This window comes from Erwinia tracheiphila, assembly GCF_021365465.1.
In the GTDB taxonomy this organism is placed as follows: Bacteria; Pseudomonadota; Gammaproteobacteria; order Enterobacterales; family Enterobacteriaceae; genus Erwinia; species Erwinia tracheiphila.
This window is the reverse complement of record NZ_CP089932.1, coordinates 3315780-3342752: the sequence shown is the minus strand read 5'-3', so window position 1 is coordinate 3342752 and position 26973 is coordinate 3315780. Positions and strand designations below refer to the sequence as shown.

At 52.9% G+C, this 26973-nt stretch carries 23 protein-coding genes and 1 pseudogene; 19 read left to right on the top strand and 5 right to left on the bottom strand.

Going from position 1 to position 26973, the window contains the following annotated elements:
• Positions 1 to 146: 146 nt before the first annotated feature.
• From yfbV to LU633_RS17410, 4 genes are all read left to right on the top strand, one after another.
• On the top strand, positions 147 to 599 hold the full coding sequence (gene yfbV / locus LU633_RS17425) for a terminus macrodomain insulation protein YfbV (protein ID WP_016190014.1): 453 nt from the start codon (positions 147 to 149) through the stop codon (positions 597 to 599).
• Positions 600 to 743: 144 nt separating this feature from the next.
• A complete protein-coding gene (locus LU633_RS17420; RefSeq protein ID WP_016190013.1) occupies positions 744 to 1238 on the top strand; it encodes a YfbU family protein in 495 nt (164 codons plus the stop codon).
• Between the two features lie 14 nt (positions 1239 to 1252).
• Positions 1253 to 1912: a sugar phosphatase gene (locus LU633_RS17415; protein WP_016190012.1), complete on the top strand. Its 660-nt coding sequence runs from the start codon at positions 1253 to 1255 to the stop codon at positions 1910 to 1912.
• Between the two features lie 77 nt (positions 1913 to 1989).
• Positions 1990 to 3822: an SLC13 family permease gene (locus LU633_RS17410; protein WP_016190011.1), complete on the top strand. Its 1833-nt coding sequence runs from the start codon at positions 1990 to 1992 to the stop codon at positions 3820 to 3822.
• A gap of 4 nt (positions 3823 to 3826) precedes the next feature.
• On the opposite strand, the gene yfbR is transcribed toward LU633_RS17410, so the two are convergent.
• Positions 3827 to 4423 (bottom strand): 5'-deoxynucleotidase, encoded by a 597-nt coding sequence (gene yfbR, locus LU633_RS17405; protein ID WP_016190010.1) that lies wholly within the window; start codon positions 4421 to 4423, stop codon positions 3827 to 3829.
• A 121-nt stretch (positions 4424 to 4544) separates the two neighbouring features.
• Complete coding sequence (locus tag LU633_RS17400) at positions 4545 to 5759, bottom strand: pyridoxal phosphate-dependent aminotransferase (RefSeq protein ID WP_016190009.1); 1215 nt, start codon at positions 5757 to 5759, stop codon at positions 4545 to 4547.
• Between the two features lie 850 nt (positions 5760 to 6609).
• Between LU633_RS17400 and lrhA the strand changes: the two genes are divergently transcribed.
• From lrhA to nuoN, 14 genes are all read left to right on the top strand, one after another.
• The gene (gene lrhA / locus LU633_RS17395; RefSeq protein WP_016190008.1) at positions 6610 to 7536 is read left to right on the top strand and encodes a transcriptional regulator LrhA; all 927 of its coding nucleotides are present in this window, start codon (positions 6610 to 6612) and stop codon (positions 7534 to 7536) included.
• Positions 7537 to 8197: 661 nt separating this feature from the next.
• Entirely contained in the window at positions 8198 to 8635 is a 438-nt protein-coding gene (locus LU633_RS17390) for an NADH-quinone oxidoreductase subunit A (RefSeq protein ID WP_016190007.1), read from the top strand.
• A gap of 15 nt (positions 8636 to 8650) precedes the next feature.
• Positions 8651 to 9325 carry a NuoB/complex I 20 kDa subunit family protein gene (locus tag LU633_RS17385; RefSeq protein ID WP_016190006.1) on the top strand — a complete coding sequence of 225 codons (675 nt, stop codon included), beginning with the start codon at positions 8651 to 8653 and terminating at the stop codon, positions 9323 to 9325.
• Positions 9326 to 9431: 106 nt separating this feature from the next.
• Complete coding sequence (gene nuoC / locus LU633_RS17380) at positions 9432 to 11231, top strand: NADH-quinone oxidoreductase subunit C/D (RefSeq protein ID WP_016190005.1); 1800 nt, start codon at positions 9432 to 9434, stop codon at positions 11229 to 11231.
• 2 nt (positions 11232 to 11233) lie between these two features.
• Entirely contained in the window at positions 11234 to 11749 is a 516-nt protein-coding gene (nuoE, locus tag LU633_RS17375; protein ID WP_016190004.1) for an NADH-quinone oxidoreductase subunit NuoE, read from the top strand.
• Positions 11746 to 13092, top strand: coding sequence for an NADH-quinone oxidoreductase subunit NuoF (nuoF, locus tag LU633_RS17370; protein WP_016190003.1), 1347 nt, complete (start codon positions 11746 to 11748; stop codon positions 13090 to 13092). Before nuoE ends, nuoF begins: the two co-directional genes overlap by 4 nt.
• 114 nt (positions 13093 to 13206) lie before the next feature.
• The gene (gene nuoG, locus LU633_RS17365; RefSeq protein WP_016190002.1) at positions 13207 to 15933 is read left to right on the top strand and encodes an NADH-quinone oxidoreductase subunit NuoG; all 2727 of its coding nucleotides are present in this window, start codon (positions 13207 to 13209) and stop codon (positions 15931 to 15933) included.
• Positions 15930 to 16907, top strand: coding sequence for an NADH-quinone oxidoreductase subunit NuoH (gene nuoH / locus LU633_RS17360; RefSeq protein WP_016190001.1), 978 nt, complete (start codon positions 15930 to 15932; stop codon positions 16905 to 16907). The genes nuoG and nuoH overlap by 4 nt, the downstream gene beginning before the upstream one ends.
• A gap of 13 nt (positions 16908 to 16920) precedes the next feature.
• Positions 16921 to 17463, top strand: coding sequence for an NADH-quinone oxidoreductase subunit NuoI (nuoI, locus tag LU633_RS17355; RefSeq protein WP_016190000.1), 543 nt, complete (start codon positions 16921 to 16923; stop codon positions 17461 to 17463).
• Positions 17464 to 17473: 10 nt separating this feature from the next.
• On the top strand, positions 17474 to 18022 hold the full coding sequence (nuoJ, locus tag LU633_RS17350; RefSeq protein WP_016189999.1) for an NADH-quinone oxidoreductase subunit J: 549 nt from the start codon (positions 17474 to 17476) through the stop codon (positions 18020 to 18022).
• Entirely contained in the window at positions 18019 to 18321 is a 303-nt protein-coding gene (gene nuoK / locus LU633_RS17345) for an NADH-quinone oxidoreductase subunit NuoK (protein WP_016189998.1), read from the top strand. The genes nuoJ and nuoK overlap by 4 nt, the downstream gene beginning before the upstream one ends.
• Complete coding sequence (gene nuoL, locus LU633_RS17340) at positions 18318 to 20156, top strand: NADH-quinone oxidoreductase subunit L (RefSeq protein WP_016189997.1); 1839 nt, start codon at positions 18318 to 18320, stop codon at positions 20154 to 20156. Before nuoK ends, nuoL begins: the two co-directional genes overlap by 4 nt.
• A 220-nt stretch (positions 20157 to 20376) precedes the next feature.
• The gene (nuoM, locus tag LU633_RS17335; RefSeq protein WP_016189996.1) at positions 20377 to 21897 is read left to right on the top strand and encodes an NADH-quinone oxidoreductase subunit M; all 1521 of its coding nucleotides are present in this window, start codon (positions 20377 to 20379) and stop codon (positions 21895 to 21897) included.
• 6 nt (positions 21898 to 21903) lie between these two features.
• Positions 21904 to 23361 (top strand): NADH-quinone oxidoreductase subunit NuoN, encoded by a 1458-nt coding sequence (gene nuoN, locus LU633_RS17330; RefSeq protein ID WP_016189995.1) that lies wholly within the window; start codon positions 21904 to 21906, stop codon positions 23359 to 23361.
• A gap of 45 nt (positions 23362 to 23406) precedes the next feature.
• On the opposite strand, the pseudogene LU633_RS17325 reads toward nuoN, so the two are convergent.
• Positions 23407 to 24728, bottom strand: a pseudogene (locus LU633_RS17325) (IS4 family transposase).
• 293 nt (positions 24729 to 25021) lie between these two features.
• Between LU633_RS17325 and LU633_RS17320 the strand changes: the two are divergent.
• The gene (locus LU633_RS17320) at positions 25022 to 25228 is read left to right on the top strand and encodes a hypothetical protein (protein WP_016189994.1); all 207 of its coding nucleotides are present in this window, start codon (positions 25022 to 25024) and stop codon (positions 25226 to 25228) included.
• 323 nt (positions 25229 to 25551) lie between these two features.
• Here LU633_RS17320 and LU633_RS17315 read toward each other — a convergent pair whose 3' ends face one another.
• Entirely contained in the window at positions 25552 to 26766 is a 1215-nt protein-coding gene (locus LU633_RS17315; RefSeq protein WP_046371879.1) for an IS91 family transposase, read from the bottom strand.
• An 8-nt stretch (positions 26767 to 26774) separates the two neighbouring features.
• Positions 26775 to 26915 (bottom strand): hypothetical protein, encoded by a 141-nt coding sequence (locus tag LU633_RS17310; protein WP_161796965.1) that lies wholly within the window; start codon positions 26913 to 26915, stop codon positions 26775 to 26777.
• Positions 26916 to 26973: the final 58 nt, after the last annotated feature.

The window sequence follows — 26973 nt, the reverse complement described above, 5'->3', positions numbered from 1 at the left end:
TTTGATTAAACTGGCTGCCTGAAGCCTGAAAACGTGCACAGGATAACCAGTGTTTCTTTCAAAAACAAAATATTTTGAGATATGTAAGATTAAGTTGCTTTATTGCGTTTTTTGTTTAATTTTTGTCTCTGAAGTTGAGGTAAGGCATGGCTAACGAATCCGGTTCTGACGGTTGGTTTAAACTGTTCCGGCATGGGCAGCATTATATGAAGACATGGCCTGCCGATAAGCGTCTTGCCCCTGTTTTTCCCGAAAATCGCGTAATGAAAACGACACGTTTTGCTATTCGCTACATGCCGCCGCTGGCGGTTTTCGTGATGACATGGCAAATTGCGCTTGGTGGACAACCAGGCCCTGCCGTTGCCACTGCGCTGTTTGCCTGTAGCCTGCCAGTGCAGGGATTGTGGTGGTTAGGTAAGCGCTCCGTAACGCCCCTGCCTCCGGCGTTGCTTAACTGGTTTAACACGGTACGCGATAAGCTGCTGGCTTCCGGTATGGCGCTGGCTCCAGTTGAAGGCAAACCAACTTATCAGTCACTGGCTGATGTTCTTAAACGTGCCTTTAAACAACTGGACAGAACCTTTCTTGACGATCTTTGATCGAAAATACTTCTGAGATTAGCAATCAAAACCCCTGTCTGGGTCAAAGAAGCGTGTGTTTGCCTTACGGCATGAACGCGGGTTATGCGATCCTTACGTCATCCCCTTCAACGTTTTTATATTTTAATGACTCTGGAGCGAATGATGGAAATGACCCATGCCCAACGCCTTATCCTTTCTAACCAATATAAAATGATGAGTATGCTCGATCCTGATAATGCCGAGCGCTATCTCCGTCAGCAAACCATTATTGAACAGGGCTACTGCCTGCAAATGCGCGAACTTAACGGTGACTTTGGTCAATTAAGTGAAGAAGTTTGCCGCACGATTATCGATATTATGGAGATGTATCACGCGCTAAATATCTCCTGGAGTAACCTGAAAGATATCACCACTATTGACGAACGTCGGCTGAGTTTCCTGGGGTTTGATGCAGTAACTGAAGGGTCTTGTCTCGGTTATGTGCGGTTTCTTATTAATGTGGAAGGGCGCTATCCCGAATTTAACTCCGAGGATCATGGTTTTAATGCACAAACGCCAATGTGGCAAAAATATCAACGAATGCTGACCATATGGCACGACAGCCCGAGGCAGTATCATCTGTGCGCGAATGAGATTGCTCAAATTATTAATGCCTGAGAAGGAAAATCGTAGTGAAGCGTAAAGGCTTTTTGTTTGATCTGGATGGCACGCTGGTGGACTCTCTCCCTGCTGTTGAACGCGCCTGGATGAACAGGGCACGTCAGAACGGTGTTGCCATAGATGAAGTGTTGGATTTTATTCATGGCAAACAAGCAATGGCCTCACTGCGGCACTTTATGCCGGGAGCATCTGAAGAGTCTGTCAGGCAGGCGTTTCACGCGCTGGAAGATATGGAGTCTGAAGACATCCAGGGCGTTGTTGCTATGCCGGTAGCGTTGGCACTGATTGCCACGCTGGAAGAACTGGATATTCCCTGGGGGATTGTCACGTCAGGATCGATTCCCATTGCCTCGGCACGGCGTTGTGCTGCCGAAATACCGGAGCCAGAGGCGTTCGTCACGGCTGAACGGGTGCAGAACGGTAAGCCCGCACCTGATGCTTATTTGCTCGGAGATGCGTTACTGGAACTGGAGCCTGAAGAATGTGTGGTTCTGGAAGATGCAGCAGCCTGCGTGCTCTCCGGGCTTGCGGCAGGCTGTCATGTGATCACAGTGAATGCGCCGCCTGAATCACCTCGTCTTGATGAAGTCACGATGCAGTTGAGTTCGCTCGAGGATCTGATCGTGCATAAAAATCCTGACGGATCCGTCGATATCTTCAGAAAGCACTAACTTATGATTTAACCCCGCATCAGCGGGGTTTATTTCATGGCATTCTCTGTTCTTTCTTCCCTTAACCGAGACCAACCGTGAATAAAGAACTGATTTGGGTTCTCAGTCTTCTATCCTTCGTCATTATGCTGTTTATCAGTGGCAAGCTGCGTATGGATGTGGTCGCGCTGCTGGTTATCATTGCGTTTGTCCTGAGCGGTACCCTGACTTTGCAGGAATCCACGGCGGGTTTCAGCGATCCCAATGTTATTCTTATCGCCGCTTTATTTGTGATTGGTGAAGGTCTGGTACGGACAGGCGTTGCCCTGAAAATGGGTGAATGGCTGATAAAAATGGCGGGAAGCAGCGAAACGAAGATGTTGATTTTACTCATGGTTACCGTTGCAGGACTGGGGGCCTTTATGAGTTCAACAGGGGTGGTGGCCATTTTTATTCCGGTGGTGATGAGTGTCGCGGCGAGAATGAAGACGTCTCCTGGCAGACTGATGATGCCGCTAAGTTTTGCGGGATTGATCAGCGGAATGATGACGCTGGTTGCTACCCCGCCTAACCTTGTTGTGAACAGTGAATTACTTCGCGCAGGTCTGGCGGGGTTTCGTTTTTTCGATGTCACCCCTGTTGGGCTGATCGCCTTAATTCTGGGTATAGGGTATATGCTGGTTGCGCGTTTCTGGCTGGTCACCCCAGATAATCAGGATGAAGCTAAGAAAGGTGTTCGCAGAACATTTCGCGATTTGATCCGGGATTACAAATTAAGTGGGCGAGCCAGAAGGTTAGCGGTACGCCCCGGATCGCCATTGATTGGGCACCCGCTGGATGATTTACAGCTACGTCAGCGCTACGGCATAAATGTCGTCGGGCTGGAGCGCTGGCGTAAATTTCGCCGTGTTATGGTGCCTGTCACCGGCACCACAGAATTTCATGCCCGTGACGTGCTGCTGATTGACATGTCGGCTGCTGATATCGATTTACGCGAATTTTGCTCGGTTAATATGCTTGAACCGATGATTTTGCGTGGTGAATATTTTTCCGACCGCGTTCAGGATGTCGGCATGGCTGAAGTTTTGGTTATCCCGGACGCAGAGTTACAGGGTAAAACACTGCGTGACATTGCTTTCCGAACTCGCTATGGCGTCAGCGTAATTGGCCTGCGGCGCAGGGAAGAGGTGGCAGAAGGCGCACTTAACGATCTGCCCCTTGAGCTGGGTGACCGCCTGTTGGTTATTGGTGACTGGAAAAAAATTACCCAGTTACAACAGCAAAAGCGCGATCTTATTGTTCTTCATTTACCTGCTGAAGTTGACGACGTTGTTCCCGCAAACAGTCAGGCTCCCCATGCGATTTTTTGCCTGGCATTAATGGTGGCGATGATGCTGACCAACGAGATTCCTAATCCGGTTGCTGCAGTAATTGCCTGCCTGCTGATGGGGAAATTTCGCTGTATAGATATGGAAAGTGCTTACCGGGCTATTCACTGGCCCAGTATTATTCTGATTGTTGGCATGATGCCGTTTGCACTGGCGTTACAAAAAACAGGCGGGGTAAGACTTATTGTTGACGGGCTGATGGATCTGGCAGGAGACAAAAGTCCTCATGTGATGCTGCTGTGCCTTTTTATCCTTTGCGCAACCATCGGCCTGTTTATCTCTAATACGGCAACAGCAGTGCTGATGGCACCAATTGGCATTGCTGCTGCCGGTCAAATGGGCGTTTCTCCCTATCCGTTTACGCTTATTATTGCAGTGGCTGCCTCAGCAGCCTTTATGACGCCAGTATCGTCGCCAGTTAATACATTAGTGTTGGGGCCTGGAGGGTATCGTTTCAGTGATTTTGTTAAAATGGGCGTGCCTTTTACCATTTTGATTATGGTGGTGAGCGTGATGCTGGTCCCGCTGTTTTTTCCATTTTAAGGGATTATAGCGATTGCTGGCTTATTTCATCCAGGGAAAGGTTGAAACTTGGAACAAACACTTCAACAAAATATTCCATCTCTGCGCTGTGGCGCGCATGGAGTGTTTTTTCCAGCCGTACTTTTGCAAGCTGGAATTCGTGGTTACCGGCTGACAGCTCTTCAAGACATTTTAAATAGGCACAAAGCGCATCAGCCTGTTTAACAATCGCGGTTTCATCTTCGCTACGCTGTTGCTCATCCAGAAGTGGGCGGTAAACATTGCGTAACTCTTCTGGTAGCATTTCGACCAGTTTCAACTGGGCAATTTTTTCTATTTTCTTGTATTCATGGGCAATTTGTGCATTGTAGTACTTTACCGGGGTAGGCAAATCTCCGGTCAATACTTCACTGGCGTCGTGATACATCGCCATAAGTGCAATGCGCCCGGCATTGAGGTTGCCATTAAATTTCTGATTTTTAATTACCGCCAGCGCATGCGCCACCATGGCAACCTGTAAGCTGTGTTCAGAGACATTTTCAGTTCGTACATTGCGCATCAGAGGCCAGCGATTAATAAGCTTCAGGCGAGAAAGGTGAGCAAAAAAATGGCTCTTGATCATAAGTTGCCTTTTTCCTGTGGCGAGGGGAGCCATAAATGGCTCCTGGAACGTTCGTCCTGTCTCAGACAGGACGGTAAAGCATGACGTCTGTACAACTATGGGAAAACGATCACAAACACCATTACTGGCGGTAGTCTTCGAGAAAGTCCCCAAATTTGCCAATCGCTATTTCAAGATCGTTGACGTGAGGCAGGGTAACAATGCGCACATGGTCAGGCCACGGCCAGTTAAATGCCGTTCCCTGCACCAGCAGCACCTTCTCCTGCAGCAGAAAATCCAGTACCATTTTCTGATCGTCATGAATATTGAATTTTTTGGCATCAATCTTTGGGAACATATAGAGTGCGCCATCGGGTTTCACGCAGCTGACCCCCGGGATCTCATTGATCAATTCCCAGGCACGTTGTCGTTGTTCATAGAGTCTGCCGCCCGGTACGATAAATTCGCTTATGCTTTGATACCCGCCCAGCGCGGTTTGAATGGCATGTTGCGCCGGTACATTCGCACACAGGCGCATTGAGGCGAGCATTTCCAGTCCCTCGATATAGCCTTTAGCCTGTTTTTTAGGTCCGTTAAGCACCATCCAGCCCTGACGGAATCCTGCAACCCGGTAGGTTTTTGACAGGCCGTTAAAGGTTATGGTGAGCAAATCAGGAGCCAGCGCCGCGATGGAATGATGCTGTGCGGCGTCGTAGAGAATCTTGTCGTAAATTTCATCAGCAAAGATGATCAAATTATGCTGGCGTGCCAGTTCAACTACTTCTGACAGCAGTTCTTTACTATACACCGCACCCGTAGGATTATTCGGGTTTATTATCACAATACCACGTGTGCGAGGGGTGATTTTACTGCGAATATCGTCAAGGTCAGGAAACCAGCCTGCAGACTCGTCGCAAAGATAATGTACCGCTTTGCCGCTGGATAACGATACAGCTGCCGTCCAGAGCGGGTAATCAGGGGCGGGTACCAGCATTTCATCGCCGCTGTTCAGCAGTGCCTGCATGGACTGAACAATAAGTTCTGATACACCGTTACCAATGTAAACGTCTTCCACCGTCATTTCACGCATACCGCGAGCCTGATAATGCTGAACAATGGCCTTGCGAGCCGGGTACAGCCCTTTAGAGTCGCAGTAACCCTGTGCTCCAGGTAAATTACGGATCACATCAACAAGGATTTCATCAGGTGCTTCGAAGCCAAACGGGGCAGGGTTACCAATGTTGAGCTTAAGAACTTTATTTCCTTCTTCTTCCAGTCGTTTTGCTTCTTTCAATACCGGACCGCGAATGTCATAACACACGTTATCCAGTTTGCTGGATTTATTAATAAGGGTCATCTGTTTTGCCTTTGACTAAACCGCATTCCTGCTGTGGAGAGTGAATCCGCTCAATGTACTCTTCCTGACCCTGCTTTTGAAGCGTCACAACAGGTTTTAGCCTGTTTGCGAAGTTGCACTGTTTTCTCTTTCTTCATTCGGTAATATTTAGTGGATAGAAAGAGGGTTAAACTATTAAACACAATTTTACTGAGTGGTTAAAAAGTAAACTTTGCGCCATCATGCTATGCTGATATCTGCTGAAGGAAAAAACGGTAGCATTTTGCTTTTTTTGGAAACGGAGAGGTGCTTAATGACTATTTTTTACACAAAAAAGCATTTGTAATACAGTTTTACCAATAAAATCACGTTTTCATGGCAAGATTAATCATATTCAGGCTTAAAAAGTAATCGACAGTATGTCAGGATAATGTTGAGTGGATTTAGTAGGTGGGGTGAATGTCCCACGGAAAAAAATTAACGGTTTTTCCTTGTTAAATGTTTAGATTTTCTTAATTGTTTTGTGTTTTTAATGTAAATGGTTCAGAGGTGGATCAACAGCAAGTAAAAATTGAGAAGTTAGTCTTATCCACTATTTGAAGTATTCACTGACTCCTTTCCATCATTTTCAAGTCAGGGAGGGTACGAAAAAAGCATCAGTGATGTATCAGATATACGAGCTTCTTGAGTGGATCTTCTCTGGCTTCAATCAGAGATTTTGGTCCCCGGCGCTGCAATATCTGCGTTAGAAGGTAATGCTGTGGAAATTGCAACCTCCAACATTACCATTTTGTTACCTTTTATCTTTTTGATTAATAAGGTAATGACACCAGGGTAGCTGTTATTAAAAAACTTATAAAGTGAAGAAAATATGACTAGTGCAAATCGTCCAATTCTCAACCTTGACCTCGACCTGTTGAGAACCTTTGTTGCTGTTGCTGACCTGAACACCTTTGCTGCGGCTGCCGTGGCAGTCTGCCGCACACAATCCGCTGTAAGCCAGCAAATGCAGCGACTTGAGCAGTTAGTGGGTAAAGAGCTGTTTGCCCGCCACGGGCGTAATAAATTATTAACTGAACACGGTATTCAGTTGTTGGGTTATGCCAGAAAAATATTGCGTTTTAACGACGAAGCCTGCACTTCGTTAATGTACAGCAATATCCAGGGAGTATTGACGATCAGTGCTTCTGACGATACGTCGGATACTATTTTACCGTTTTTACTCAATCGAGTGACGTCGGTTTATCCCAAACTGGCAATTGATGTACGGGTCAAGCGCAATCCGTTCATGATGGAAATGTTAAATCAGGGGGAAGTTGATTTGGTTGTTACCACGTCAAGCCCCATGAACTTTACCTGGCAGGTGCTCCGTACTTCTCCGACCCTCTGGTACTGCGCAGCGGATTATGTATTCCAGCGGGGTGAAGCGATTCCTCTTGTTTTGTTGGACGAGCCGAGTCCGTATCGTGATATGGCCATTGACCACCTCAACGAGGCCGGAATTCCATGGCGTATTTCGTATGTAGCCTCGACGCTCGCTGCCGTTCGTGCTGCTGTAAAAGCAGGGCTGGGCGTGACTGCTCGTCCTGTAGAAATGATGAGTCCTGAATTACGTGTTATGGGTTCTGCCGAGGGGTTGCCTGTTCTGCCTGACACAGAATATTTACTCTGTCGTAATCCGGACAGTTCTAGTGAACTTGCGCTTGCCATTTTTAACGCAATGGAGGCCAGTAACGATCCCTACAATTTTGCTGCAGGCATGCAAAATGGTGGTTCGTTACTGGATGAAGATCAGTAATGCCTGAGCAGCGGTTTTCGTTTAATTGTTAATTTTCTTCCATAAATAATAGATTTTTTTCAATAAAAAGCCCTTTAGTGTTCTTTTTTGCACTAAAGGGCTTTTTTTCTGCTTTTACTGTCGTGTTCATGCTTATGAAACATCATGTATCCGTTACGCTGTTAAAATTACTCTTTTGAACATTTCCATTTTCACTCTACGGCTGTTTTGAGGGCGCAGAATTGATGGTTGAAAAATGTGTAGCAGGGTGTACTCTTCGTTTTCAAAAGATAAAACTGTGTTGTCGATCATAAAAATAACCCCAATAAGGAAAAGGAAAAAAAGTACAATTCCCGCGAAAAAACATTTTGTTAAACCCACGAACTATATAGGGAAATATCCGCTACACTCAATACCAGGGACAACGCTGGCACGATTTAGCACATTTTTTGCACATTAAATGTTAATTAAATGGTTTTTATATAAAATAATATATGGATGCTTTTGTTAAAGTTGACAAAAGGTTACTTAAAGGAGTAAAAACCACATAAAATTGCTGCTTAATCGATAAAGACAGCAAGCTTTATGAGGTTTTTAATTTTTTTTATTGAATCGCGTGGTCGGTAATCTGCCAGTTAACAGAAGCAGAACGCTAAATCACGTTTTAAATGAAGCAGAGTTTATGTCAACAACAACTGAAGTCGCCGCTCATCACTGGGCGTTTGCTGTATTTCTGGTCGTCGCCATTGGTCTGTGCTGCGCAATGTTGGCAGGCGCATGGTTCTTGGGTGGAAAAGCACGCGGACGTTATACCAATACCCCCTTCGAGTCTGGTGCCGCACCCGTCGGTACCGCCAAATTACGCATGTCCGCGAAGTTTTATCTGGTTGCCATGTTCTTTGTCATCTTCGATGTTGAAGCTCTCTATCTGTATGCCTGGTCCACGGCCATTCGTGAAAGTGGCTGGACAGGCTTTGTCGAAGCCACCATCTTCATTTTGGTTCTGCTTGCTGGTCTGGTTTACCTGGTGCGTATCCGCGCACTCGACTGGGCGCCACCACCCCGTCGTGTCTTGATAAAGCCGACTACCATTTCGCATTCCAAACGTCATACGCAGTAACAGCGAGGCATAAAAATGGATTACACGCTTACCCGCGCCGATCCTAACGGTGAGAATGACCGTTACCCGTTGCAGAAGCAGGACATTGTCACCGATCCCCTGGAAAAGCACGTTAACCAGACCGTCTATATGGGCAGGCTCGAGCATGCTCTGCATGACATGGTGAACTGGGGACGTAAAAACTCTCTGTGGCCGTTTAACTTCGGTCTTTCCTGTTGTTATGTCGAAATGACCACGTCATTCACTTCAGTACATGACGTGGCTCGTTTTGGTTCGGAAGTTATCCGTGCTTCGCCGCGCCAGGCCGATTTTATGGTCGTTGCCGGTACCTGCTTCACCAAAATGGCCCCGGTCGTGCAGCGTCTTTATGACCAGATGCTGGAGCCGAAATGGGTGATTTCAATGGGGGCGTGCGCCAACTCCGGTGGCATGTACGACATCTATTCCGTGGTGCAGGGCGTGGACAAGTTCCTGCCTGTTGATGTCTATATTCCCGGTTGTCCGCCGCGTCCTGAAGCTTATATGCAGGCGCTGCTTCTGCTGCAGGAATCGATCGGCAAAGAGCGCCGCCCGCTGTCGTGGGTAGTGGGCGATCAGGGTGTCTATCGCGCCAACATGCAATCAGAGCGTGAGAGAAAGCAGGGTGAACGCATTGCCGTCACCAACCTGCGCACACCTGACGAAATTTAAGCGGCAGTTAATGGATGTGGCCTGACCAGGCTGGCGCATAAAAAACACAACACGCGCCCGGTCCATCCTGACGGCAATACTGAGTCACACACATGGTGAACGACTTATGACAGATTTAACCACGCAAGATCTCGCTCAGCCTGAATGGCAAACCCGTGATCACCAGGATGACCCGGTGATCTTTGATCTGCGTAACCGTTTTGGGCCAGATGCCTTTACCGTTCAGCCAACCCGTACCGGCGTACCGGTGGTGTGGGTGAAACGCGAACAGTTACTGGAAATTGTTGAGTTTCTGCGCAAGCTGCCGAAACCGTATGTGATGCTCTACGACCTTCATGGGATGGATGAGCGTCTGCGAACTCACCGCACCGGGTTGCCTGCCGCGGATTTTTCCGTTTTCTACCATTTCATTTCCATTGAACGCAATTGCGACATCATGCTCAAGGTGGCACTGTCTGAAAAAGACCTGCATGTGCCAACCCTGACCACTATGTTCCCGAACTCGAACTGGTACGAGCGCGAAACCTGGGAAATGTTCGGTATTACCTTCGATGGTCACCCACACCTGACGCGCATTATGATGCCGCAAACCTGGGAAGGGCACCCGCTGCGTAAGGACTACCCTGCGCGCGCCACGGAATTCGATCCGTTCGAGCTCACCAAACAGACCGAAGATCTGGCGATGGAGCAGATGACCTTCAGGCCGGAAGAGTGGGGCATGAAGCGCGGTACCGCCAACGAGGACTTTATGTTCCTTAACCTCGGCCCTAACCACCCCTCAGCGCACGGCGCTTTCCGTATCGTTCTGCAGCTGGATGGCGAAGAGATTGTCGACTGCGTGCCGGACGTGGGTTACCACCACCGGGGTGCCGAGAAGATGGGCGAGCGTCAGTCCTGGCACAGCTATATTCCTTACACCGACCGTATCGAATATCTCGGTGGCTGCGTTAACGAAATGCCCTACGTGCTGGCCGTTGAGAAACTGGCCGGGATCAAAGTCCCTGAGCGCGTTGACGTTATCCGCGTGATGCTTTCAGAGCTGTTCCGTATAAACAGCCACCTGCTGTATATCTCTACTTTTATTCAGGACGTCGGTGCAATGTCTCCGGTGTTCTTTGCGTTTACTGATCGCCAGAAAATTTATGATGTGGTGGAAGCTATCACTGGCTTCCGTATGCATCCGGCCTGGTTCCGCATCGGCGGTGTGGCGCATGACCTGCCAAAAGGCTGGGATCGCCTGCTGCGTGAGTTCCTCGACTGGATGCCAAAACGTCTGAAAGCTTACGAACAAACGGCGCTGAAAAACTCCGTGCTGATTGGGCGTGCCAAGGGCGTTTCCGCTTACGGTATGGGCGAAGCACTGGCGTGGGGAACCACCGGTGCCGGCCTGCGTGCCACCGGTCTGGACTTCGACGTGCGTAAATGGCGTCCGTATTCCGGCTATGAAAACTTCGACTTTGAAGTGCCGATTGGCGATGGCGTCAGCTGCGCGTACACCCGCGTGATGCTGAAGATGGAAGAGATGCGTCAGAGCATGCGCATCCTTGAACAGTGCCTGAAGAACATGCCGGAAGGCCCGTTTAAGGCCGACCATCCGCTGACTACGCCGCCGCCGAAAGAGCGCACGCTGCAGCATATCGAGACCCTGATCACTCACTTCCTGCAGGTTTCATGGGGCCCGGTGATGCCGGCCAACGAATCCTTCCAGATGATTGAGGCGACCAAAGGGATTAACAGCTACTACCTGACCAGCGACGGCAGCACCATGAGCTACCGCACCCGTGTGCGTACGCCAAGCTTCCCGCACCTGCAGCAGATCCCATCGGTGATCAACGGCAGTCTGGTATCCGATCTGATCGTGTACCTCGGTAGCATCGATTTTGTTATGTCAGACGTGGACCGCTAATTATGCACGATCAAAGAATTGAGATCGAAACGATCGAAGACAACGCCACTTTTGTGCTGAGTGCGCTTGAGCATGACGCCATTGAACATGAAAAGCACCACTACGAAGATGCCCGCGCGGCGTCGATCGAAGCGCTGAAAATCGTTCAAAAGCAGCGTGGCTGGGTGCCGGATGGCGCCATCAACGCCATCGCGGAAGTGCTGGGTATCCCGGCCAGCGACGTGGAAGGCGTGGCAACATTTTACAGCCAGATCTTCCGTCAGCCAGTTGGTCGCCACGTGATCCGCTACTGCGACAGCGTGGTGTGCCACATCACTGGTTTCCAGGGCATTCAGGCCGCGCTGGAAGAGAACCTGAAGATCAAGCCAGGCCAGACCACGGCGGATGGCCGCTTTACGCTGCTGCCAACCTGCTGTCTCGGTAACTGCGACAAGGGCCCGACGATGATGGTGGACGAAGATACGCACGTGCACCTGACGCCGGAAAACATCGTCAACTTACTGGAGCAGTATCAATGACATTCAAACAGATCGTTCGTACTGCGGAGATGCACCCGCTGACATGGCGTCTGCGTGATGACAAACAGCCGGTATTCTTTGACGAGTACCGCAGTAAAAACGGCTATGCCGGTGCCGACAAAGCCCTGAAGACCATGTCGCAGGACGAAATCGTGGCAGCGGTGAAAGACTCTGGTCTGAAAGGTCGCGGTGGCGCAGGCTTCTCCACCGGTTTGAAGTGGAGCCTGATGCCGAAAGACGAATCCATGAATATCCGTTATCTGCTGTGTAACGCCGATGAGATGGAGCCGGGTACCTATAAAGACCGCCTGCTGATGGAGCAGATGCCGCACCAGCTGGTGGAAGGAATGCTGATCAGCGCTTTCGCCCTGAAAGCCTACCGGGGTTATATCTTCCTGCGTGGCGAATACATTGAAGCCGCTGTTAACCTGCGTCGTGCTATTGCCGAAGCCACTGAAGCGGGCTACCTGGGGAGAAACATTCTCGGAACCGGTTTTGACTTTGAACTGATTGTTCACACGGGTGCTGGTCGCTACATCTGTGGTGAAGAGACCGCGCTGATCAACTCGCTGGAAGGCCGTCGTGCTAACCCACGTTCCAAGCCGCCGTTCCCGGCCTCTGCTGGTGCATGGGGCAAGCCGACCTGCGTGAACAACGTGGAAACGCTCTCCAACGTTCCGGCGATCCTCGCCAACGGCGTTGACTGGTACAAAGGTATCTCCACCAGTGATGACACTGGCACCAAAATGATGGGCTTCTCCGGCCGGGTAAAAAACCCGGGCGTCTGGGAACTGCCATTTGGTACTACCGCGCGTGAAATCCTGGAAGAGTATGCCGGTGGCATGCGTGATGGCCTGAAATTCAAAGCCTGGCAGCCGGGCGGGGCAGGCACTGACTTTCTGACTGAATCGCACCTCGACCTGCCGATGGAGTTTGCCAGCATAGGCAAAGCAGGCAGCCGTCTGGGTACCGCGCTGGCGATGGCGGTTGACCACGAAATCAATATGGTTTCACTGGTGCGCAATCTGGAAGAGTTCTTTGCCCGTGAATCCTGCGGCTGGTGTACACCATGCCGTGACGGTCTGCCGTGGAGCGTGAAGATCCTGCGTGCGCTGGAGCGTAAAGAGGGGCAGCCGGGCGATATCGAAACCCTGCTACAGCTGTGTCGTCAACTCGGTCCGGGCAAAACCTTTTGCGCCCATGCGCCAGGTGCGGTAGAGCCACTGCAAAGCGCGATCAAATATTTCCGCGAAGAGTTCGAAGCGGGCATTGCACCACAGGTCTACAGCAACGCCCATGCCATTGCTGGCATCCAGGCAAACCTGCTGAAAGCCCGCTGGTAGAGAAGCTCACACGCAACTAAACAGTGCGAAATAGCCAAAGCGGCAGGTCAGCAGGCTATTAAGATTTATGTTTAACGCCCGGCTAACACCGGGCCTTACGGAAGCATGTTCACTATGGCTACAATTCATGTAGACGGTAAAGAATATGACGTCAATGGTGCGGACAACCTGCTGCAGGCTTGCCTCTCACTTGGCCTTGATATTCCTTATTTTTGCTGGCACCCGGCGCTCGGTAGCGTCGGTGCCTGCCGTCAGTGCGCGGTAAAGCAATTCCAGAATGCCGAAGATACCCGTGGCCGCCTGGTGATGTCCTGTATGACCCCGGCATCAGACGGTACCTTTATCTCTATTGATGATGGCGAAGCGAAAGAGTTCCGTGAAAGCGTGGTGGAATGGCTGATGACCAACCATCCCCACGACTGTCCGGTCTGTGAAGAGGGCGGAAACTGTCATCTGCAGGATATGACGGTGATGACCGGCCACAGCTTCCGCCGCTATCGCTTCACCAAGCGTACCCACCGCAATCAGGATCTCGGCCCGTTCATTTCCCACGAGATGAACCGCTGCATCGCCTGCTATCGCTGCGTGCGTTACTACAAAGATTACGCTGACGGCACCGATCTCGGCGTGTACGGCGCGCACGACAACGTCTACTTCGGTCGGTCGGAAGACGGAGTGCTTGAAAGCGAGTTCTCCGGTAACCTGGTTGAAATCTGTCCGACCGGCGTGTTCACCGATAAAACCCATTCCGAGCGCTACAACCGTAAGTGGGATATGCAGTATGCTCCGAGCATCTGCCAGCAGTGCAGCATTGGCTGTAATACCAGCCCTGGCGAGCGCTATGGCGAACTGCGTCGTATCGAAAACCGCTACAACGGCACCGTAAACCAGTATTTCCTCTGCGACCGTGGTCGCTTTGGTTATGGCTACGTGAACCTGAAAGATCGCCCACGCCAGCCCATGCAGCGCCGGGGTAATGACTGGATTGCGCTGAACGCCGAACAGGCGATGCAGGGCGCGGCGGATGTGCTGCGCCAGGCGAAGAAAGTGATCGGTATTGGTTCACCGCGTGCCAGCGTTGAGAGCAACTTTGCCCTGCGCGAACTGGTCGGTACGGAGAACTTCTCCACCGGTATTCCTGCTGGTGAGCAGGCGCGTCTGGAACTGATGCTGAAAGTGTTGCGTGACAGCGGCGTTCACACACCAGCGCTGCGTGAAATTGAAAGCTACGATGCGGTGCTGGTGCTGGGTGAAGACCTGACGCAGGTTGGTGCCCGCGTGGCGCTCTCCGTTCGTCAGGCGGTGAAAGGTAAAGCGCGCGAAATGGCTGCTGCCCAGAAAGTGGCAGACTGGCAGATTGCTGCGATCATGAACATCGGCCAGCACGCCAAACACCCACTGTTTCTCACCAACGTTGATGCTACCCGTCTGGATGATATCGCGGCGTGGAGCTATCGCGCCCCGGTGGAAGACCAGGCTCGTGTCGGCTTCGCCATCGCTAATGCGCTGGATGAGGCTGCTCCGGCGGTGGAAGGTCTCGATCGTGACCTGAACGACAAAATTGACGTAGTGGTTCAGGCGCTGGCTGGTGCGAAAAAACCGCTGATTATTTCCGGTGTTCACGCCGGGAGCGAGGCGATGATCCAGGCGGCAGCCAACGTTGCCAAAGCGCTGAAAGGTCGCGGTGCTGAGGTGGGGATTACCCTGCTGGCAGGCAGCGCTAACAGCGTGGGTCTGGGACTGATCGGCGGCCAGCCGCTTGAAGCTGCCCTGAGCGAGCTGGAAAGCGGCTCGGCAGATGCGGTGATCATCATGGAAAACGATCTGTACCGCCATGCGCCGAGAGCCAAAGTCGATGCGGCACTGAGCAACGCGCCGAAGGTGATCGTTATCGATCACCAGCGTACCGCCACCAGTGAGAAAGCCGGCCTGATCCTCTCTACTGCCAGCTTCGCCGAAAGCGATGGCACGGTGGTGAACCAGGAAGGTCGCGCCCAGCGGTTCTTCCAGGTCTATGACCCGGCTTACTACGATAATCGCGTTGAGATACTGGAGAGCTGGCGCTGGCTGCACTCGCTGCAGAGCACTATCGACAGCCGCAAAGTTGACTGGACGCAGCTGGACCATGTTATAGATGCCTGCGTGGCGGCACTGCCGCAGCTGGCTGGGATCAAAGATGCCGCGCCGGATGCCAGCTTCCGTATTCGCGGTCAGAAACTGGCCCGTTCGCCAGCCCGTTCCAGTGGACGTACTGCAATGCGTGCCAATATCAGCGTGCACGAACCGCGCCAGCCCCAGGACAAAGACACCATGTTCGCCTTCTCGATGGAAGGGAACAACCAGCCGTCGGCGGCCCGCTCGCAGATTCCCTTTGCGTGGGCGCCGGGCTGGAACTCTCCACAGGCCTGGAACAAATTCCAGGACGAAGTGGGCGGTAAACTGCGTAACGGCGATCCGGGCGTGCGGCTGTTTGAAGCAGGCAGCAGCCAGCTTGACTGGTTTGATACAGTACCTGCCGCATTTACCGGTCAGGAAAACAGCTGGCGCGTGGCACCTTACTTCCAGCTTTTCGGCAGCGAAGAGATGACCCAGCGTTCTCCGGTGATCCAGCAGCGTATGCCTGAGCCATACGTGATGGTCAATCCGGTTGATGCCGCTAAACTGGGCGTCAATGCCGGGACTGCGGTTGAGTTCAGCTGCGAAGGTGAAACCCTTCGTCTGCCGGTGCGTTTCTCTGAAACGCTGCAGGCGGGACAGGTGGGTCTGCCGCTGGGGATGCCGGGCATTCCACCGTTCCTGCTGGGTGCCAGTATTGACAATCTGCGGGAGGCGGCACAATGAGCTGGCTGACACCGGAAGTGATTGACGTCATTATTGCTGTCGTTAAAGCTTTAGTGATCCTGCTTGTCGTGGTGGGCTGTGGCGCATTTATGAGCTTCGGCGAACGTCGACTGCTCGGCCTGTTCCAGAACCGTTACGGGCCAAACCGTGTCGGCTGGGGCGGTTCGCTGCAGCTGGTGGCTGATATGATCAAAATGTTCTTCAAAGAGGACTGGACGCCACCGTTCACTGATCGTGTCATCTTCACCCTCGCACCGATGATCGCTTTCACCTCGCTGCTGCTGGCGATGGCAATCGTGCCGGTAACCTCCACCTGGATGGGCGCAGACCTTAATATCGGCCTGCTGTTCTTCCTGATGATGGCAGGCCTGGCGGTGTATGCGGTGCTGTTTGCGGGCTGGTCCAGTAACAACAAATACTCCCTGTTAGGAGCGATGCGTGCGTCTGCCCAGACCCTGAGCTACGAAGTGTTCCTCGGCCTGTCGCTGATGGGTGTGGTGGCGCAGGCTGGTTCCTTCAATATGGTTGATATCGTCAACAGCCAGCAGCATGTGTGGAATATCATTCCACAGTTCTTTGGCTTCGTGACCTTTGCCATTGCAGGCGTGGCGGTCTGTCACCGTCATCCCTTCGACCAGCCGGAAGCGGAGCAGGAACTGGCCGACGGTTACCACATTGAATATGCCGGGATGAAGTTCGGTCTGTTCTTTGTCGGTGAATACGTGGGTATCGTTACCGTTTCTTCGCTGATCGTGACGCTGTTCTTTGGCGGCTGGAACGGCCCGTGGCTACCACCGATCTTCTGGTTCGCCATCAAAACGGCGTTCTTCATGATGATGTTCATTCTGATTCGTGCTGCATTACCGCGCCCGCGCTATGACCAGGTGATGTCGTTCGGCTGGAAAGTTTGTCTGCCGTTGACGTTGTTGAACCTGCTGGCGACCGCCGCAGTGATTCTGTACAACGCGCAGTAAGGGGTTATAGATCATGACATTAAAAGACATTCTGGTGGGATTTGGCACCACAATACGCAGTATCGTATTGATTGGTTCCAATGCTTTCGCCAGGCGTGAAACCATGATGTACCCGGAGGAACCGGTTTATCTGCCGCCTCGCTACCGTGGCCGCATTGTGTTGACGCGCGATCCCGACGGACAGGAGCGCTGCGTTGCCTGTAACCTTTGCGCGGTAGCCTGTCCTGTAGGCTGTATTTCGCTGCAGAAAGCGGAAATGGCGGATGGACGCTGGTACCCCGAGTTCTTCCGTATCAACTTCTCGCGCTGCATTTTCTGTGGCCTGTGTGAAGAGGCTTGCCCGACCACTGCGATTCAGCTTACCCCAGATTTCGAACTGGGTGAGTTCAGGCGTCAGGATCTGGTGTATGAAAAAGAAAACCTGCTGATCTCCGGACCGGGTAAATACCCGGAATATAACTTCTACCGGATGGCGGGTATGGCGATCGACGGGAAAGACAAGGGCGAAGCGGCTAACGAAGCCAAACCTATCGACGTCAAGGGCTTGTTACCTTAAGGAGCCAGGCATGGAATTTGCGTTTTATCTTTGCGGACTGGTGGCGGTGCTCACGACTTTGCGCGTGATCACCCACACCAACCCGGTCCACGCACTGTTATATCTGATCATCTCCCTGCTGGCGGTGGCCGGGGTGTTTTTCTCGCTGGGCGCGTACTTCGCCGGTGCGCTGGAGATTATCGTTTACGCTGGGGCGATCATGGTGCTGTTCGTCTTTGTGGTGATGATGCTCAACCTCGGCGACGCCGTTCAGGCACAGGAGCGCGAATGGCTGAAACCGACCGTCTGGCTCGGTCCTGGCCTTTGTTCATTGCTGCTGCTGGCGGTAGTCGTCTATGCCATTCTGTCCGTTCACGATCGCGGCATCGACGGCACAATGATCGATGCAAAAGCGGTGGGCATCAGCCTGTTTGGCCCTTACGTCCTTGCGGTCGAGCTGGCGTCAATGCTGCTGCTTGCCGGTCTGGTCGTGGCTTATCACATCGGTCGCGAACAGCGGCCAGGTGAAGTCCTGACCAACCGTCCTGCGGATGTGGTGAAGAAGGAGGAACACGCATGATCCCTTTGCAACATGGCCTTATTCTGGCGGCCATTCTGTTTGTTCTTGGGCTGACCGGCGTGATTATTCGTCGCAACCTGCTGTTTATATTGATTAGCCTGGAAATCATGATTAACGCCGCTGCACTGGCGTTCGTGGTGGCCGGAAGCTACTGGGGGCAGGCCGACGGTCAGGTGATGTATGTCCTCGCCATCAGCCTAGCGGCAGCGGAAGCCAGTATCGGTCTGGCGTTGCTGCTGCAACTGCATCGTCGCAGCCAGAACCTCAACATTGACAAAGTGAGTGAGATGTGCGGATGAATCTTCTCTGTTTGACCATTTTGTTTCCGCTGATCGGCTTCGTGCTGCTGGCGTTTTCCCGTGGCCGCTGGTCAGAGAATCTCGCTGCCACAGTGGGTATGGGCTCCGTCGGACTGGCGGCACTGACCACTATTTATGTCGGCATGGACTTTTTCAGTCACGATCAGGCGGTCTTTAACCAGTTGCTGTGGACTTGGATGCACGTCGGTAACTTCGACATTCAAGTGAACCTCACCCTGGACGGCCTGTCGCTGACCATGCTGTCGGTGGTCACAGGTGTGGGCTTCTTTATCCACATGTTTGCCTCCTGGTATATGCGTGGAGAAGAGGGCTACTCCCGCTTCTTCGCTTATACCAACCTGTTTATCGCCAGCATGGTTGTGCTGGTGCTGGCCGATAACCTGATGCTGATGTATCTGGGCTGGGAAGGCGTGGGTCTCTGCTCCTATCTGCTGATTGGCTTCTATTACACCGATCCGAAAAACGGCGCGGCGGCAATGAAGGCCTTTATCATCACCCGTGTCGGTGACGTGTTCCTGGCGTTTGCGTTGTTCATTCTCTACAACGAGCTGGGGACGCTGAACTTCCGCGAGATGGTCGAACTGGCACCTGCACACTTTGCTGCTGACAATCATATGCTCAAATGGGCAACGCTGATGCTGCTGGGTGGCGCGGTCGGTAAATCTGCACAGCTGCCGCTGCAAACGTGGCTGGCCGATGCAATGGCTGGCCCGACGCCGGTTTCTGCACTGATCCACGCGGCGACCATGGTAACGGCGGGTGTCTACCTGATTGCCCGCAGCCACGGCCTGTTCCTGCTGACGCCGGAAGTGCTGCATCTGGTAGGTATTATTGGTGCGATTACGCTGGTGCTGGCAGGCTTTGCCGCGCTGGTGCAGACCGACATCAAACGTGTGCTCGCTTACTCAACCATGAGCCAGATTGGGTATATGTTCCTCGCTCTGGGCGTTCAGGCCTGGGACGCGGCCATTTTCCACCTGATGACCCATGCATTCTTTAAAGCGCTGCTGTTCCTCTCTTCCGGTTCGGTGATCCTTGCCTGCCACCACGAGCAGAACATCTTCAGGATGGGCGGCCTGCGTAAGAGCATCCCGCTGGTTTATGTCTGCTTCCTGGTGGGCGGCGCGGCGCTGTCAGCCTTGCCGTTGATTACTGCAGGCTTCTTCAGTAAGGATGAGATCCTGGCCGGTGCGCTGGCAAATGGTCACATTAACCTGATGGTTGCCGGTCTGGCCGGGGCATTTATGACCTCGCTGTATACCTTCAGAATGATCTTTATCACCTTCCATGGCGAAGAGAAAATTCACGCTCATGCTGGCAAGGGAATTACCCATCACCTGCCGCTGATTGTGCTACTTTGCCTCTCAACCTTTATTGGCGCAATGATCGTTCCGCCGTTAAAAGGCGTTCTGCCGGATACCGCCGAGCTGGCGCACGGCAGCGTGCTGACACTGGAAATCACCTCTGGTGTGGTCGCTATTGTTGGGATCCTGCTGGCAGCTGCCCTGTGGCTGGGTAAACGAACGCTGGTCACCCGCATTGCCAAAAGCGCGCCGGGTCGCTTCTTCTCGACCTGGTGGTTCGCCGCTTGGGGCTTCGACTGGCTGTACGACAAGGTTTTCGTCAAACCTTACCTGTTTGTGGCCTGGCTGCTGAAAAGCGATCCGCTGAATGCGCTGATGAACATTCCTGCCCTGTTCTCCCGTCTGGTGAACAAAGGGCTGGTGGTCAGCGAAAATGGCTATCTGCGCTGGTACGTTGCCTCAGTCAGCCTGGGTGCCGTAGTGGTGCTTGCCCTGCTGATGGTGGTGTAACGGTTTGTGAGCGGGGTGGGGCAGACTGCTCCATCCCAATAAAAATATTGTGAAAATATTCCCCAGATAAATGGGTGTCATCGGTGACGGGAGTTTGGTTTTCGTCAGTGCACAGCACCTGTAGCATACTTCAGTATGTGAGGACTGCGGGCACTGCCGGAAATCAAAATACCGGGCAAGATAGCCCAAACGGGGATTCAAAGAAGGGAAAAATACCGCCATGTTATTACCCTGGCTTATACTCATCCCGTTCATCGGTGGCCTGCTCTGCTGGCAGTTTGAGCGCTTTGGCAGTAAAGTGCCGCGCTGGATTGCGCTGATCGCAATGGGACTGACGCTGGCGCTTTCGCTGCAACTCTGGTTGCAGGGCGGCTACTCACTGACCCAGGCAGCGGGCGGTCCGAAATGGCAGTCTGAATACCTGGTTTCCTGGATCCCACGTTTCGGTATTAACGTGCATCTGGCGCTGGACGGGCTCTCGTTGCTGATGGTGGTGCTGACCGGCCTGCTCGGCGTGATGGCGATCCTCTGCTCATGGAACGAAATCGAAAAATGGCAGGGTTTTTTCCACCTCAACCTGCTGTGGATCTTGGGTGGCGTGATTGGCGTTTTTCTTGCCATCGACCTGTTCCTGTTCTTTTTCTTCTGGGAAATGATGCTGGTGCCGATGTACTTCCTGATTGCGCTGTGGGGCCACAAAGCATCGGATGGTAAAACGCGCATCACAGCAGCAACCAAGTTTTTCATCTATACCCAGGCCAGCGGTCTGGTGATGTTGATTGCCATTCTGGCGCTGGTATTTGTTAACTACAACGCGACCGACGTGTGGACCTTCAACTACGAAGATCTGCTGAAAACGCCGATGTCGCACACGATGGAATACCTGCTGATGCTGGGTTTCTTTATTGCCTTTGCGGTGAAAATGCCTGTTGTGCCACTGCACGGCTGGCTGCCGGATGCACACAGTCAGGCACCTACGGCCGGTTCCGTTGACCTGGCGGGGATCCTGCTGAAGACCGCGGCCTACGGTCTGCTGCGCTTTGCGCTGCCGCTATTCCCGCACGCTTCAGCAGAGTTCGCACCAATCGCTATGTGGCTGGGTATCATTGGTATCTTCTACGGCGCGTGGATGGCCTTCTCGCAGTATGACATCAAGCGTCTGATCGCTTACACCTCTATCTCGCACATGGGCTTTGTGCTGATTGCCATCTACACCGGTAGCCAGCTGGCATTCCAGGGTGCGGTGGTGCAGATGGTTGCCCACGGTCTTTCTGCGGCGGCTCTGTTTATTCTGTGTGGCCAGTTGTATGAGCGCCTGCATACTCGGGATATGCGTCAGATGGGCGGACTGTGGTCACGAATCAAATGGCTGCCTGCGCTGTCGCTGTTTTTTGCCGTAGCAAACCTCGGCATGCCCGGTACCGGAAACTTTGTTGGTGAGTTTATGATCCTGACCGGTAGCTTCCAGTCGGTGCCAGCTATTATTGTTACCGCTACTTTCGGTCTGGTGTTTGCGTCTGTTTATTCGCTGGTGATGATGCAACGTGCTTACTACGGTGTGCCGAAATCAGAGACGTCGCTTCGGGCAATGTCGCCGCGTGAGTTTCTGATTATTATGGTGCTGGTGGTCCTGCTGGTGCTGTTGGGTATTTATCCGCAGCCGATTCTGGACACCTCACATGCTGCAATGAGCAATATTCAGCAGTGGTATACCGCTTCAATTTCAACTACAAGGCCGTAATTCGCCATGACAATAACTCCTCAACAATTGATCGCGCTTCTGCCGATGCTGATCGTCGGATTGACGGTGGTGGTTGTGATGCTGTCCATTGCGTGGCGACGCAACCACTTCGTCAACGCTACACTGGCGGTGGTGGGCCTGAATCTTGCGCTGCTGTCGCTGTTTTTTGTCGCCAAGGTGGGCCCAATGGACGTCACGCCGCTGTTACGGGTCGATGGCTATTCGATGCTCTACACCGGGCTGGTAATCCTGGCAAGCCTGGCAACCTGCACTTTCGCTTACCCCTGGCTGGCAACGTATCCCGATAACCGCGAAGAGTTCTACCTGCTGGCGCTGATTGCGGCGCTGGGCGGCGTGGTGCTGGCGAGTGCCAACCACCTGGCTTCGATGTTTATCGGTATTGAACTGATTTCCCTGCCGCTGTTTGGCCTGGTGGGGTATGCCTTCCAGCAGAAACGCTCGCTGGAAGCCGGTATCAAATATACCATCATGTCAGCGGTGGCTTCCTCTTTCCTGCTGTTTGGCATAGCGCTGCTCTACGCTGATTCAGGCAATCTCAGCTTTGTTGCTTTGGGCAAAAGCCTGAATGATACGATGGTGCACCAGCCGCTATTGCTGGCCGGTTTGGGCATGATGATTGTCGGCCTCGGCTTCAAGCTGTCGCTGGTGCCGTTCCACCTGTGGACGCCGGATGTGTATCAGGGGGCGCCTGCGCCGGTTTCCACCTTCCTGGCCACCGCCAGCAAGATTGCAATCTTTGGCGTGGTGATGCGTCTGTTCCTGTACGCACCGGTTGCGAACAGCGAGTCGGTGCGTCTGGTGCTGGCGATTATTGCCTTTGCCTCCATCCTGTTCGGTAACCTGATGGCTATTTCGCAGAGCAATATCAAGCGTTTATTAGGCTACTCATCTATTGCTCATCTGGGCTATCTGCTGGTGGCGCTGATCGCTATTCAAACGCATCAACTGTCGCTGGAAGCGGTGGGCATTTATCTGGCGGGATATCTGTTCAGCAGCCTGGGGGCATTTGGCGTGGTCAGCCTGATGTCCAGCCCATATCGCGGGCCGGATGCTGACTCGCTGTACTCTTATCGTGGCCTGTTCTGGCATCGCCCAATCCTCTCGGCGGTGATGACGGTGATGCTGCTGTCGCTGGCCGGTATCCCGATGACGCTGGGTTTTATCGGTAAGTTCTATGTGATTGCAGTTGGTGTCGGTGCTCACCTGTGGTGGTTGACCGGTGCCGTCGTGGTCGGCAGCGCAATCGGTCTTTACTACTATCTGCGCGTGACCGTCAGCCTGTACCTGACGCCTCCAGAGCTGTTAAAGCGCGATACGCCGGCCAACTGGGCCTTCACTGCTGGCGGTGTGGTGGTATTGATTTCAGCCGTTTTGGTACTGCTGCTGGGTATTTATCCTCAGCCGCTGATCTCGCTGGTGCAGATGGCACAGCCACTGATGTAACTTCGCGTGCGACAAACGATAAACGGGCTCTCAGGATAATGCTGGTCACTTAAGGTGACCAGCAACCTTTTTATCCGGATATTTCCTGCTCTTTACCCTCAACTCTCTCGGGTAACTTCGCTCTCTTCTACCCGGTAACACAAGCCATTTCGCCTGTTCATACAGGGTTCTCAGTTCTCCCGGCATTTTTCCCGGCGAAGCCCAGGGCAGGGTATCAGCATCCGGATTATTTCGCTTATCGCTCCACTGAAGCTCAGCTGGTAAGGCAGGTAATCTCCTTTCAGATGGAACGCCATCTGCACCATCTGATATCGCACCAGGTTATAAGCCAGCAGTACCCCCCATAGCTCCTGTCTCACCAGCTCCGGCAGGCGACTGCGTAATGTCCACCGGCTGTCCAGCATACCCTGCTTTGCTTCCCGGTAGCCCAGTTCTATTTCCCAGCGGTGGCGATATAGCTCGCTGATATCTTTACCCGGATAGCGATTCGGGTCTGTCAGTGACGTCAGCACCTGCCTCTCTTTACCGTCTACCCTGCGGGTCAGCAGTCTTGCCACCATTTCTTCCGGGACCCCTGGCCATTGCTTCCTGGCTCGTGGACTGGTTTTCAGGCATATCAGTTCATCTCCACGCCCCAAACGGCGAACCACCTGATACTGTACGTGTTTTTTCAACGGCAACAACCAGTGACGGTGTTCTCCTGCTGTCTGCCAGTGATGAAGCAGACCCATCGAATAAAATCCCTTATCGAACAGGGTGATACTGTTATTCGGGGTTTTCTCCGTCAGGTGTTCAGCCAGCCGCATTTCACTGACTTTTTCACTGTCGAATGCACTGGCGGCGATCAGATGGCTGCTCAGCTCCATCAGACAAACCATTCGCACCTGAGGATAGCCGCCTTCGCCGTACTGGCTGCTGTGTTTACTGAAGACGGCTCTGTTTTCCGGCGTATCGGCGGTACGCCAGACCACGCCGTCGACAGCAAACAGATTCAGACCGTGCCATTTTGGATGTGCAGCCTGCTGATTCCAGTGCTGCTGTGTGATATCAAAAAGCTCCCGCACTGCATTTTCACCCAGAGTCTTACGGCGCTGAATGACAGCGCTGCGTGCGGTAAAAGGAGCTCCGGTCCGGTCAGTAATATCCATCAGATTGACGATTTCGGTCATCGGACGATCGCAAAAAATGGACATCCCAACGACAAGCCAAATCATGGATTCGAGGGAAAGTTTACGTTTACGCAAAGTAACGGTATCGGTCAGGGTGAGCGCCTGCTGAATAAGCTCGGGAGGAATAAGGTCGGCGAGACTACGGGCGCGCTCAGGAGTGGCGGCATTGATGATGCCGAGGGCCTGGGAAAGTTCCATTTAAAAAGGGTTCCATGATGAACATAGAACCCTTTTTACCGCATAAACCGGATCGGTCAACCGATCCTTAAATGATCGGCATTAGGCTCTCAGGAGCCCGTTTTTTTTCAGCTGAACATTAAGCTAAAACTAAGACAACTGGCGTAATTTGCCCGAACACTAACCGTTATTAAACAAACGCATTACTTCTGCCTCCGGCGGGAACCCTTCTGTTTTTGAGGCGTCTCTGTTGGGTATACGGGGTATCAGGTTCGTTGCAGGCAACGTAAGGCCGGAGAGGTCGTGCTCAGATTGTGCCTGGCGCTCAACTGCTGAAGTCTCGCTGGTTGGTACTGGTTGGCGTGGCGATTGTCTGTCTCTCGTTGAGCGTGGCCATCTTTATCGATATTGCGGATGACGGGCTGCTTTCCGCACCGCTGGACACGCTGGCAGTGCTGCTGCTGGTTGGGGGCGTGGTGGAAATGATCTCCGCAATGGTCGCTCATCTGCGCATCAACTGACCCGTCGTTGCCAGAGGGGCTGGCTTCCTGTTTATCGCTTTCCTGGTATTCAACAATGTCGGTACCGTCTCGCTGCTGTTCTGCGTCGCATTCCTGCCTGATCTCCACTTCTCTGATGCGCTGCCGACTGTGGCACAAAAAGATCTGGCTGGGCGTGACAGAGCTACTGTTCATGGTTAGGAAACTGAATCATCGTTTTAAAAATTTCCTGACCATGAGCAGCAGTGTCTGTAATGCAGTAATGATGTGCCATCGGGAACGTTATGGTCATAAAATGGCATTTGCGGCGCGTTTTTAACCTGAAAGCTGTTTTTCAGACGCACTTATCCCGCAGTCTGTGCCAGAAGCCATCGTTTCCGGTCGATGTTATGCAGTCTTTCTGCCACCAACTCCGACGCGTGCCTCCCGGCCTGCGCACTGCTGAAGCGCAGTCGGTTGCCGCACAGAATGCATTTGTACGGATCCGTGCGCAGAAATTCTTTCATCAGCGCGGCGAAGCCGGGCTTCTCCGGTTTTTTCCGCGCTTCCATCTCCAGGGCTTCATACACCTTCGGCAGCAGGCTACCCCGTTTACGGTTTGATAAAAAACCGTAATAACGCACCATCTTAAAATGCTTCGCCGGGATATGGCTGATATAACGTCCGATCATATCTTCCTGCGTCAGCGTCTGCTGCCGGTACTGCTGCGTACGGTGGTCGTAATAGTGGTGCACCACCGCGCCGCCGCTGTAGTGCCTCAGCTTCGCCGCCGACACGGGGGGCCGTTTCAGGTACCGGCCCAGATATTTGACGCTCCGCCAGGCCCCCCGGGTCTTCTTCGCGAAGTGGACCTTCCAGCGGCGCCCGTACTGCGCCTGCAGATAGCGCAGCCACTGTTTTTTGTCGTGGATATGCCCCAGCCCCGGCAGCCTGCCGGGGTTAATCAGGTCATAGCTGTGGCGCAGCAGCCGGATGACGGCTCCGCGCCAGATTTCCTCCACGGCATGCTTTTTAAAGAAGAGGTCGCGCCATACGCCGTGTTTAATATCAAGCCCGCCGCGGGTGACGGAGAGATGAATGTGGGGATGCTGGTTGAGCTGGCGACCGTAGGTGTGCAGGGCGCAGAAGATACCGACTTCCACACCCTGTTTTCTGGCCCAGCGGAGCATGGCGCGGGTGGCTGCGCGGAACAGGGCATTGAGCAGAGGCCAGTTATTGTTGAAAAAGGGCCACAGCAGATGGGGCATGGTGAAGGTGATATGCTGCCAGTCGCAGTCGGGCAGAATTTGCTGTTGCTCTGTAATCCACTGCTCCGTGGCCTTATGTCCGCAGGAGCTGCAGCCTTTTGATTTACAGGTCTGGCAGAAGAAGCGGGTGTGGGTGCAGTCCGGGGAGGCGCAGCAGTATCGCTTCACCCCCATGGCAGCAGTGCCGCAGGCGAGCATGCGCTCGACGCAGAGTACGGTCCAGGGGCTGAGGGTGTCCCCGTGTTTATCCATATACCGGTTCCAGGCGTCATCAGTGGTGAACAGCAGTTTTGCCGGGCGCGGGATATACATGCGGCGGATTATCGCTCTGCAGTGGCACCGGTATTATAGTGCCAGTCGTCACAGTCATCGGCCCAGTTGTCGGTGTGTTTATCCCAGGGAGCGAAGGTCACCGGCAGCATGCCGGATTCTGTGGCGATAATAAACACATCGGCTGGCATGGACTCAAGGACGACATCGCCGTCGGGTGAGTCAGGCGGCTCAAAGCCGCGGATGATG

Coding starts and splice junctions, on each gene's coding strand:
- yfbV (WP_016190014.1), top strand. CDS start 147: ATGGCTAACGAATCCGGTTCTGACGGTTGGTTTAAACTGTTCCGGCAT.
- LU633_RS17420 (WP_016190013.1), top strand. CDS start 744: ATGGAAATGACCCATGCCCAACGCCTTATCCTTTCTAACCAATATAAA.
- yfbR (WP_016190010.1), bottom strand. CDS start 4,423: ATGATCAAGAGCCATTTTTTTGCTCACCTTTCTCGCCTGAAGCTTATT.
- LU633_RS17400 (WP_016190009.1), bottom strand. CDS start 5,759: ATGACCCTTATTAATAAATCCAGCAAACTGGATAACGTGTGTTATGAC.
- lrhA (WP_016190008.1), top strand. CDS start 6,610: ATGACTAGTGCAAATCGTCCAATTCTCAACCTTGACCTCGACCTGTTG.
- LU633_RS17390 (WP_016190007.1), top strand. CDS start 8,198: ATGTCAACAACAACTGAAGTCGCCGCTCATCACTGGGCGTTTGCTGTA.
- LU633_RS17385 (WP_016190006.1), top strand. CDS start 8,651: ATGGATTACACGCTTACCCGCGCCGATCCTAACGGTGAGAATGACCGT.
- nuoC (WP_016190005.1), top strand. CDS start 9,432: ATGACAGATTTAACCACGCAAGATCTCGCTCAGCCTGAATGGCAAACC.
- nuoE (WP_016190004.1), top strand. CDS start 11,234: ATGCACGATCAAAGAATTGAGATCGAAACGATCGAAGACAACGCCACT.
- nuoF (WP_016190003.1), top strand. CDS start 11,746: ATGACATTCAAACAGATCGTTCGTACTGCGGAGATGCACCCGCTGACA.
- nuoG (WP_016190002.1), top strand. CDS start 13,207: ATGGCTACAATTCATGTAGACGGTAAAGAATATGACGTCAATGGTGCG.
- nuoH (WP_016190001.1), top strand. CDS start 15,930: ATGAGCTGGCTGACACCGGAAGTGATTGACGTCATTATTGCTGTCGTT.
- nuoI (WP_016190000.1), top strand. CDS start 16,921: ATGACATTAAAAGACATTCTGGTGGGATTTGGCACCACAATACGCAGT.
- nuoJ (WP_016189999.1), top strand. CDS start 17,474: ATGGAATTTGCGTTTTATCTTTGCGGACTGGTGGCGGTGCTCACGACT.
- nuoK (WP_016189998.1), top strand. CDS start 18,019: ATGATCCCTTTGCAACATGGCCTTATTCTGGCGGCCATTCTGTTTGTT.
- nuoL (WP_016189997.1), top strand. CDS start 18,318: ATGAATCTTCTCTGTTTGACCATTTTGTTTCCGCTGATCGGCTTCGTG.
- nuoM (WP_016189996.1), top strand. CDS start 20,377: ATGTTATTACCCTGGCTTATACTCATCCCGTTCATCGGTGGCCTGCTC.
- nuoN (WP_016189995.1), top strand. CDS start 21,904: ATGACAATAACTCCTCAACAATTGATCGCGCTTCTGCCGATGCTGATC.
- LU633_RS17315 (WP_046371879.1), bottom strand. CDS start 26,766: ATGTATATCCCGCGCCCGGCAAAACTGCTGTTCACCACTGATGACGCC.
- LU633_RS17310 (WP_161796965.1), bottom strand. CDS start 26,915: ATGCCAGCCGATGTGTTTATTATCGCCACAGAATCCGGCATGCTGCCG.